The sequence below is a fragment of the Streptomyces sp. NPDC054975 genome (genome assembly GCF_053609105.1).
Genome location: NZ_JBSGWV010000033.1, coordinates 62,550 through 72,131, shown reverse-complemented (window position 1 = coordinate 72,131; position 9,582 = coordinate 62,550). Strand labels below are relative to the sequence as shown.

Annotated in this window: 6 protein-coding genes; 4 read left to right on the top strand and 2 right to left on the bottom strand. The window is 70.3% G+C overall.

The annotated features are described in order from the left end of the window. The first annotated feature begins 177 nt into the window (after positions 1-177). Positions 178-1,248 (top strand): BTAD domain-containing putative transcriptional regulator, encoded by a 1,071-nt coding sequence (locus ACWF79_RS25100; RefSeq protein WP_453730385.1) that lies wholly within the window; start codon positions 178-180, stop codon positions 1,246-1,248. A 40-nt stretch (positions 1,249-1,288) separates the two neighbouring features. After that, positions 1,289-2,956 carry a peptidase M23 gene (locus ACWF79_RS25095; RefSeq protein WP_453730384.1) on the top strand — a complete coding sequence of 556 codons (1,668 nt, stop codon included), beginning with the start codon at positions 1,289-1,291 and terminating at the stop codon, positions 2,954-2,956. Positions 2,957-3,045: 89 nt separating this feature from the next. Here the strand turns inward: ACWF79_RS25095 and ACWF79_RS25090 are convergent, their stop codons facing one another. After that, the gene (locus ACWF79_RS25090) at positions 3,046-4,089 is read right to left on the bottom strand and encodes an alpha/beta hydrolase (RefSeq protein ID WP_453730389.1); all 1,044 of its coding nucleotides are present in this window, start codon (positions 4,087-4,089) and stop codon (positions 3,046-3,048) included. A gap of 73 nt (positions 4,090-4,162) precedes the next feature. Beyond that, on the bottom strand, positions 4,163-6,631 hold the full coding sequence (locus ACWF79_RS25085; RefSeq protein WP_453730383.1) for a penicillin acylase family protein: 2,469 nt from the start codon (positions 6,629-6,631) through the stop codon (positions 4,163-4,165). Positions 6,632-6,928: 297 nt separating this feature from the next. On the opposite strand from ACWF79_RS25085, the gene ACWF79_RS25080 reads away from it, so the two are divergent. Both ACWF79_RS25080 and ACWF79_RS25075 read left to right on the top strand, forming a co-directional pair. Next, a complete protein-coding gene (locus tag ACWF79_RS25080; RefSeq protein ID WP_453730382.1) occupies positions 6,929-7,918 on the top strand; it encodes an alpha/beta hydrolase in 990 nt (329 codons plus the stop codon). Positions 7,919-7,983: 65 nt separating this feature from the next. After that, positions 7,984-9,516, top strand: a complete 1,533-nt coding sequence (locus tag ACWF79_RS25075; RefSeq protein WP_453730381.1) for a peptidoglycan DD-metalloendopeptidase family protein — start codon at positions 7,984-7,986, stop codon at positions 9,514-9,516. Positions 9,517-9,582: the final 66 nt, after the last annotated feature.

Genomic DNA, 9,582 nt, shown 5'->3' with positions numbered 1-9,582 from the left:
GGTGGGGGCGTGTCTCGGGTAGCACGCCCGGGCGGCCCCGCCGCACCCCTCGTCGGACCACCCGTCCCGGTCGCTCGTGTCACTCCGGATCGTTCCGGATGCCTTGCATGACGTTCCCGCCTCTACGTTGTCGACGGCGCCCGCCAGACCGACCAGGCCGGAACCCGGGGAGCAGTGATGCCGACGACCGTCACCACCGACCGCCCGACTGCCGCCGTGCTCGGCCGTCAGGAGCGCGAGGTGCTCGCCGCGGTCGGCTGTGGCCTGCGGGACGACGAGATCGCCGCCGCCCTCGCCGTCCCCGAGTCCGCCGTGGCCGGACACCTCGCGCGGATCCTCGTGAAACTCGGTCTGCGCGACCGGGCCGCCGCCATCGTCCACGCCTTCGACTGCGGTCTGGTCGTCCCAGGACGAGGCCCCCGCACGCGGCCGGTGAACCCGCTGCCGCGCACCGCCGTCGGTCGGGCTGCCGGACCGAGGATACGGATCTCCCTCCTGGGACCACCGCGGGCGTGGCAGGAGGGACGGCGGCCCCTGGACCTCGGCCATCTGCGTCAGCAAGCCGTCCTTGCGGCCCTGGCCCTGTGCGCGGGGCGGACCCTCAGTCGGCAGGAACTCCTCGCCGACGTATGGGGGATGGAGCCGCCCGCCACGAACGTCGTGCCGGTGTACGTCTACCGGCTGCGCAAGACCCTGCGCGTCGGGGACGGTCCTGACTCGGTCATCGAGCACGCCCGGCACGGCTACCGGCTGGTCCCCGGTGCGGTCGAGGTCGACGTGGCACGCATGGAGGAGTTGGTTTGCGAGATCGGGGCGGCCGGTCGAGCGGGCGAACCGACCGAGGCGGTACGCCTGTGTGCCCAGGCACTTGAGCTGTTCCAAGGGGAGCCGCTGGCCGGCCTGCCCGGGCCGCTCGCCGAACTGGAGCGGCTGCGGCTCACCGAGCGCAGGATCGCCCTCGTACGGCGGAAGGCCGAGTGGCAGCTGCGACTGGGCCAGGACGCGGAGGCGATCGCCGAGTTGTTCGCCCTGTCCTCGGCGCACCCCTTGAACGAGCCGTTGGCCGCGACGCTGATGCGGGCGCTGTACCTCGACGGCCGTCAGGCCGACGCCTTGACCGTGTTCGACCGCGCCCGCCGCCGTCTCGCCGACGACCTGGGGGTTCCTCCGGGCCGGATGCTGCGGCGTACACGGCAGATGATCCTGCGCGGTGACGAAGCCGGCCTCGGGCTCACCCCCTTGGCCTGAACGCGGCGGACTTCACTTCCTCACGAGAGAGAGGCACTCCATGGCAAGACATGGCTTATTCCGTGTGCTCACCAGACTGGCCGTCGTGGCCGGTGTCTGGGCGTTGGTGATGGGGATGACCACCCAGGTCGGTGTCGCCCGGCCGACGCCCGTTCCGCGCCCGGGCGATGACCGGTTCGGCGTCTCGCGGTACTTCCAAGGCCCGGAGGGCATGGCCATTCCGACCGTACCGTGCGATCCGGCCGGCCCGTCGGCCACCGACGGCATCATGGCCGACCAGCTCAACCCGCAGCTGAACGCGAAGATGGCCGGCTACCTGGACGCGTACAAGATGTCCTGCGCCCGGATGGTCACTCAGGCGGTGAAGGACCGGGGGCTCAACCCGAGGGCCGCGGCGATCGCCATCGCCACGATCATCGTCGAGAGCAGCATGAACAACTACTCCCAGATGGTCGACCACACCAGCCTCGGCCTCTTCCAGCAGCAGAACTGGTGGGGCAGCCGGGAGCAGCGGCTCGACCCGGTCTACGCCACCAACGCCTTCCTGAACGCGATGGAACAGCAGTTCCAGGGCGGTTCGTGGAACAACGTGGCGATCGGCGAGGTGTGCTGGAGGGTGCAGCAACCACGCGAGGACCTGCGCCACCTGTACGGGATCGAGGCGGGCGACGCGACGCTGATCGCCAACGCGCTGTGGTCCGCCACGGGCAAAGGCCCCAAGCACCCGTACGCCTCCGGCCGGGTGGTGTCCGGGCGGTCCGCGGACGGCCGGCTCGAGGCCTTCGCCGCCGGTGCCGACGGCGTGTACCACTCCTGGCAGACCGAGGTGAACGGCAACTGGTCGCCGTGGCGGTTCGCGGGCGGTCCGCGCGACGCGCAGCTGGCGGTGGCGTCCAACGCGGACGGCCGGCTGGAGCTGTTCGCGCTGTCGGCGAGCACGTTCGACCACATGTGGCAGACCGGGCCCAGCGCGGGCTGGTCCAGCTGGGCGAACTTCGGCACCGGAGGGTACCGACTGGCGGCGGGCAACAACGCCGACGGCCGTATCGAGGTGTTCGCCTCCAACGCCGAGGGGGTCTTCCACCGCTGGCAGACCGCGCCCAGCGGCGGCTGGGACAAGTGGGTGGGCGCCGGCGGTGGCGGTGGCCCGGCCAACGCGCGACTCGCCATGGAGACCGCCCCCGACGGGCGGCTTGAGGTGTTCGCCCTGTCGGACTCGACGTTCCGGCACCTGTACCAGACCTCCGCCAACGGCGGCTGGTCCACCTGGGAGGGCTTCGGCGACGGCGGACACGCCGTCACCGTCAGCCACGACCAGGACGGCAGGCTCGAGGTGTTCGCCTCCAACGAGAAGGGTGTCTTCCACCGCTGGCAGACCAGCCCGACCTCGTGGTCGCAGTGGACGGACACCGGCGGGATCCCCGCCGCCGAGCTGGCCGCCTCGCGTTCGGTCGACGGCCGGGTCGAGGTGTTCGCGATCAACGCCACCACGGCGAGCCACGCCTGGCAGACGGGCCCGAACGCCGCGTTCTCCCAGTGGGAGACCTTCGGCGGCGGCGGCACGGCGATCGGCGCGAGCAACAACGCCGACGGCCGCATCGAGGTCTTCGGCACCAGCCACGCCGGCGTCTACCACCGCTGGCAGACCGGGTTCGCCAGCTGGTCGGAGTGGGGCTGGCTGAACGACGCCGGCCCCGCGATCAACTAGGTCCTGTCCGGCCAGGGTGCGACAACAAGCCCGGCCCGTACCCGACGACGCGTGCGTCTGCCGTCGGGTACGGGCCGGGCGTACGCCGGTCAGGAGGCGAAGGCCCTTTCCAGCCGGGGGATCAGGTCCCGGAGGTCCTGTTCCCAGCAGCCGCCGTTGTGGCCGCCGTTGCACTGGGTGCCCCAGCCGGAACCGTCGCCGTAGTTGACGTAGTAGTAGGACATGCCCAGGGCGTCCATGCGGGCCTTGACGTTCTGCGCCGCGCCCTGGACCCAGAACTCCGGATCGGTGATCGAGCCGTTGCCGTTGCCCACGTAGATGGAGACCCCGACGCCGCCCTTGGCGAGCCGGTCCATGTGCTGGGACGGGTCGACCTCGTTCCACCGCCAGTCGGCGTTGAACACCGGGTAGGGCGAGCCGAACGCGGCGTCACTGTCGACCCCGGGCTTGTACGGGGAGTCGTTGGGGTCGCAGGCTCCGGAGGCCGAGCCGCAGACCACACCCTGGGCGTCGATGAGGGAGGCGACGACGGCCAGCCGTAGGTCCATGGACCGGGCGGACAGATCGATGTCCCCCGACAGGGAAGCCGTCTGGCTGAACAGGTCGGGCCGGACCTGGGCGTAGTGGAAGGCCCCGAACCCGCCCATGGAGACGCCGGTGACGGCCCTGGCCTTCTTGGTGGCGATGGTCCGCAGGTTCGCGTCGATGAACGGGATGACCTGCTTGAGGTGGAAGTTCTCCCAGTTCTGGGCGCCGGCCTGGGTCTTCTGGTTGAGCCAGTTGGCGTACCAGCCCCGAGCGCCGCCGTCCGGGATGACGGTGATCATGGAGTCCGACATGGACAGCGCCGGATAGTTCTGCTGGACCGGGTCGTCGGGTGAACCGTGCAGGAAGTACATCACCGGGTAACGCCGGCCGGGATCGTCGTGGTAGCCGCTCGGAAGAATGATCTTGATGTGCTGCTCGCCCGCGACCTCGGGCGTGGTCACCGTGAGGTAGAAGTTGGTGGCGCTTCCGGTCGCCGTGCCGACCTGGGTCAGGCCGAAGCCGTTCGACATCGGTGGCGGTGCGGTGCCGCCGTCAGCGGCCTGCACCGGACCCGTCGGCGCGACCATGGCCGCGGCGGCGAACATCCACGCCACCGCGAGCCGCCGCCAGTTCGCTCTCCTTGTCACTGCGTTCCCCCTTGTGAGGTGGTCGGCGTTCTCAGTCGAGAACCTTGATCTGCAAGTTCGGTGAAGCGGCGATCTGCTCCTCGGTGAACCGTTCGGTCACCCACCTGCCGGCCGAGAACAGCTTGGTCTGGTCGGCGTAGTGCGGAGAATTCGGGTTGGCCGACTGGGAGTAGGCCAGGACGGAGAGCGCCTCGGGCGGACCCTCGGCGGTGAACCGCACGGTCTGGATGAAGCTGGAGCCGAAGACGATGTCCAGCTTTCCGTCGAACTGGCCGGGAGTGATCACGTTCAGTACGCCCAGCTGCCCGATCGAGCCGTGGATCGGGATCTGCTCGCTGCCGCGGCTGACCTTCTGGACGTCCGACAGCGGGGCGTTCAGGGCGATGCCCGCCTTACGGAGCGCGAGAACGGCGCGGCCGAACGCGTCACGGACGGCGGAGCTGCCGGAATCCAGTGAATTGGGCGTGTGCACCGGGTCCTTGGGGTCGAAGGGAACCCGCCACGGCAGCTTCTCGATCCCCTGTCCGTTGAGCAGGAAGGACCAGTAGTTCGCGAACAGCAGGGACCCCCGGCTGTCCGACGTGTAGTCGTGGCTCTTCCAGGCGGCCAGGATCGGGCACGCCTCGCTCACGTTGACGAGATTGCCGTCGACCAGGATCACGCCGAAGGGCTGGCTCTGGCACATCGACACCGTGGCGTCGAGGGCCAGGTCGGCCGCCCTGCTGTTGTCGGCGAACAGCAGCTTCCCCATGGTCTCCGGGGTGAAGCCCCTGCCCGGCAGGCCGTCGGTCCCGTTGATCCGGTTCCGCGCGGTCAGGATGAGCTCCTGGGTACGCAAGCTCCGGGGCGCCGCCATGTCGCCCATCACGCGGGGGAACGTCAGCGGCTGCTCGGGGTTGGCCAGCCAGGGACTGTCGTTGGCGTTGCCGACGAAGTCGGACCGGATCAGACGGGGCTGCTTGTGCGGGTCGAGGAGGCCCGGCGCGACCGCGTTCGGGTCGTCGGGCCAGTCGCACGCGCTGCGCTTGCCGTCGAGGATGGAGATCGGCGGCACGTTCGGCAGCCGCAGCGACTGGTTGAACAGCAGCTGGCCGGTCAGGGTGAGGCACGACCGCGCGTGCTCGTCGGTGATGTTCGGCGTGGCCTGGATGTCCGCGTACAGCGCGTTGCCCTTGCGGTCGGAGGCCAGGGTGTTGAAGAACGGCACGCCCTGCGTGGTCTCCAGGGTGTTCACCACGTCGTGGACGTCCTTGGCCTGGTCGAGGCGGAACCAGGTGTTGAGCGCCCGCAGGTTGTGCATGTTCACGTCGCGTACCGCGTGCGCGCTGACGACCCACGGCAACGCCTGACCCTGGATCGAGGTGGTGACCGGGCCGTAGCGGGTGGACCACAGCGTCCTGGCGACCTGGGAGAGGGAGCCGTCCGCGTTCCGTACGTCGACGACGACCTTCTGCGACGTCATCCGCTCCCAGGCGCCGTCCACCAGGTACATGGTCGGGTTCAGCGGATCCACCTGCACGTCGAACAGCCCGAAGGGAGCCACGGTGGCGACGGTGTGGCTCCAGGCGACATCGTCGTTGTGGCCGATGTTCACCGCGGGGAGTCCCAGCAGACTGGCCCCGGAGACATTGACCTTGCCCGGGATCGTCAGGTGGCTCTGCCACATCCGGTTCTTGCCCTGCCACGGGAAGTGCGGGTTGGCGAGCAGCATGCTCGTGCCACCGGACACGCCCTGCGAACCGACCGCCAACGCGTTGCTGCCCATGCTCTGTTGACGGCTCACCGCCATCGCGTCGCGGATCTTGGCCGCGGTCCGCGCGGGAGAGGACGCCGGCTTCGTGGCGGGGGCGGCGGCCGAGGCCCCCGGAGGTACGGCGTTCACCTGACCGTCAAGGAGAGCGTCGGCGCTGCCCATGATGATCTCGGCGTGGGCGTGCCGGTAGACGTCCAGCTCCGTGATCGGCCGCACCCAGGCCGCACCGCGGCAGGCCGGGTCGGAGATGTTGTTCACGCCGGTCTCGGCCAGGTACCTGTTGTATCCCTGGACGTAGCCCCGGATGGCCTCTTCGACCTCCGGCTCCGGACCGTCGGGCGCGGGCTGGTCGAGCAGCCGCTCCACCACCCGGTTGTCCTTGATCCGCTGGAAGTACAGGTCGCTGTTGAGGTTGCTGGTGCTGTTCTGGTTCTGACCCGGGCTCGCCCTGCCGTCGGGCCCCAGATACCGGGATCTCTGGGCGTTGACCATCAGATAGGTGTCGGCCAGGGTGCAGATGTTGTCCTTGGCCGCCGCGTATCCGTAGCCCGTCCCCAGCCCCTCCCAGTCCGAGGCGATGATGTGCGGGATGCCGTACTCGGTGTAGCGGATCGTCGGCTTGTCCGGCCCGGTTTCGGCGGCGCCCGGCTCCGTGCCCGTCGACCCGGTGGCCGCCATCGTGCTCATCACCGCCACGGCGGCCATCACCGCCACCGGCAGCCTCGCTCTGCATCTCCTCCGCGCCATCGAGCCGTCCTTTCCCCTGGGTACGGGCCTTCGTGCGAACGCGGCCACGGTAAGGAGGACCGATGAAATCCCGATGACACCGCCCGTGCCCCGGGTCGCCCTGGCCGCCCTTAGCCGACGCGCTCCCGCCTGTCAGTCCGTAACCTTCCGGGGTCTCCCGGCCCCCGTGCCGTTGCTACCTTCCAGACGCCCGTTCGCACGGCCCGACCGCCGGTCCGTGCACGGTCTGAAGCGGCGTAACGGGGGACTTCCGCTGCGCCCGGCACATCTCGTCACACTCCGGACCAGGAGGACACGTTGAGCGCGCAGCACCCCACCCGTAGGAACATCCTGAAGACCGCCGGAGGCCTCTCGGCCGCGCTGGCACTCGGCAGCGCGGGCGTCCTCGCCACCGCGACCACGGCCGCCGCCGTCGGCGACGGCCACGGCCTGCGCATCGTGGAGCGCGGCGAGGCCGACCCCCGCATGTGGTACTACCGGTTCCAGACGGCCGCGATCGGCTGGAACCCCGCCGTCAACGTGCTCCTGCCCGACGACTACCACTGGAGCGGTCGCAGGTACCCCGTGGTCTACCTCTTCCACGGCGGCGGTACGGACCAGGACTTCATCACCTTCGACCGCGAGCGCATCCGTGAGTGGACCGCGGGCAAGCCGATCATCGTCGTGATGCCCGACGGCGGGCACGCCGGCTGGTACTCGAACCCGGTCAGCTCCAACGTCGGTCCGCGGAACTGGGAGACGTTCCACATCAACCAGCTGATCCCGTGGATCGACGCGAACTTCCGCACCTTCGCCGAGTACGACGGCCGAGCGGTGTCGGGCTTCTCGATGGGCGGGTTCGGCGCGCTGAAGTACGCTGCCAAGTACTGGGGGCACTTCGCCTCGGTGAGCGCCCACTCCGGCCCCGCCAGCCTGCGCCGGGACAACGGCCTCGTGGTCCACTGGGCGAACGTCTCCTCCGCGGCCCTGGACCTGAACGGCGGCACGGTTTATGGAGCGCCGTTCTGGGACGAGGCCCGGGTGAACGCGGACAACCCGGTGCAGCGGATCGAGAGTTACCGCAACAAGCGGGTCTTCCTGGTCGCCGGCACCAGCCCGGATCCGATCAACTGGTTCGACACGGCCAACGAGACCCAGGTCCTCGCGGGACAGCGGGAGTTCCGCCACCTCCTCGGCAACGCGGGGATCCCGCACGAGGCGCACGAACTGCCCGGCGGCCACTTCATCCGCCACGACATGCTCGTGCGCGACATCGACGGCATCATCGGCCGGCTGCGCAAGGCGTGACCGGGCCCTTCGCCACCGTACGTCCGTCCCACTCACCCCGAGACCGCCGAGGGGAGGAGCGTCTCGTGATTCGTGGACTCTCCCGACGCGCACTGACCTGTGTACTCGCGGCGACAGCCGCGCTGCTGCCGCCGTCGCTCGCACCGGCCACCGCGGCTGCTGCTCCGACAGCGGCTCCGGCCGCGGCCGCTGCTTCCGCGGCGGCCTGCCCGGCCGCCGGCATGGTGTCCCAGCACTACCACCAGGACCACAACGGCGTGGACATCGCCAACAAGGTCGGGACGCCGATCTACGCCGTGGGCGACGGCGAGGTGACCATCTCGGGGCGCGAGCCCGGCTACGGCCAGTGGATCCGGATCCAGCACCCCGACGGAAGGATCTCCGAGTACGGGCACATGTCCCGGCGGGACGTCTCCGCCGGCGACCGCGTCGTGGCCGGCCAGCAGATCGCCCTGATGGGCTCCGAGGGGCAGTCCACCGGCCCCCACCTCCACCTGCGGATCTGGGGGGACCGGTCCGCCTCCTGGGGGGTCGACCCCGAGGTCCACCTGGCGGAGCGCGGCGTGGTGCTGCCCTGCACCCCGGGCAGTGGCCCGAAGCCCAAGCCGTTGGTGTATCCGGCGGAGTCGGGCAGGGTCGTGTCGGCCCGTTCGGCCGACGGGCGCCTCGAGGTCTTCGCCGCCGGAGCCGACGGCATCCACCACGCCTGGCAGCAGGAGGTCAACGGGAACTGGTCGGCCTGGGAGTCCCTCGGCGGACCCGGCAACGCCGAACTCGCCCTCGCGCCCAACGCCGACGGCCGCCTGGAGCTGCTCGCCCTCAACGGGAACACCTTCCAGCACCGCTGGCAGCTGAACCCGTCCGGCGGCTGGTCGAACTGGGAGACCTTCGGCGAGGGCGGCCGGGACACCGCGGCCGGGGTCAACGCCGACGGCCGTATCGAGGTGTACGCCTCGGGTCCGGCCGGGCTCTTCCACCGGTACCAGGTCGCCCCCAACGGCGCCTGGTCGGAATGGGAGTTCACGGGCGGCGGCCCCGCCGACAGCCGGGTGGAGATGGAGAAGTCACCCGACGGGCGCCTGGAGGTCTTCGCCCTCAACGGCACGGTCTTCCAGCACCAGTACCAGACCGCTCCCAACGGCGGCTGGTCCGCGTGGGAGACCTTCGGCGAGGGCGGTCACGATCTGACCGTCGACCACAACGCGGACGGCCGGCTGGAGGTCTTCGCCTCAGGACCCGCCGGCGTCTTCCACAAGTACCAGACGGGGTCCAGCAGTTGGTCCCAGTGGGAGGGCACCGGCGGACCCGCCGACTCCCAGCTCACCAGCGAACGCACCGCCGACGGACGCGTCGAGGTCTACGCGATGAACGGCACGACCGCCATGCACTCCTGGCAGACCGCCGTCAACGCGCCCTTCAGCGCATGGGCCGCCTTCGGCACCGGCGGCACCGAGGTCACCGCCGCGACCAACGCCGACGGCCGGATCGAAGTCTTCGGCACCAGCAACGTCGGCACCTTCCACAAATGGCAGACCGGTTTCGCGAGCTGGTCCGAGTGGCTCTGGCTCAACGACAGCGCCGGCCCGCCCGTCGGCTGACCGGTCCGCCCCATACATCCGACCCGTGGTCGGCCGTGCCCCGTCGGCGGCACGGCCGGCCGCGCG

What these genes read in the sequence shown, in the direction of transcription:
- ACWF79_RS25095 (WP_453730384.1), top strand. Translation starts at nt 1,289, where the DNA reads ATGGCAAGACATGGCTTATTCCGTGTGCTCACCAGACTGGCCGTCGTG.
- ACWF79_RS25090 (WP_453730389.1), bottom strand. Translation starts at nt 4,089, where the DNA reads ATGTTCGCCGCCGCGGCCATGGTCGCGCCGACGGGTCCGGTGCAGGCC.
- ACWF79_RS25100 (WP_453730385.1), top strand. Translation starts at nt 178, where the DNA reads ATGCCGACGACCGTCACCACCGACCGCCCGACTGCCGCCGTGCTCGGC.
- ACWF79_RS25085 (WP_453730383.1), bottom strand. Translation starts at nt 6,631, where the DNA reads ATGGCGCGGAGGAGATGCAGAGCGAGGCTGCCGGTGGCGGTGATGGCC.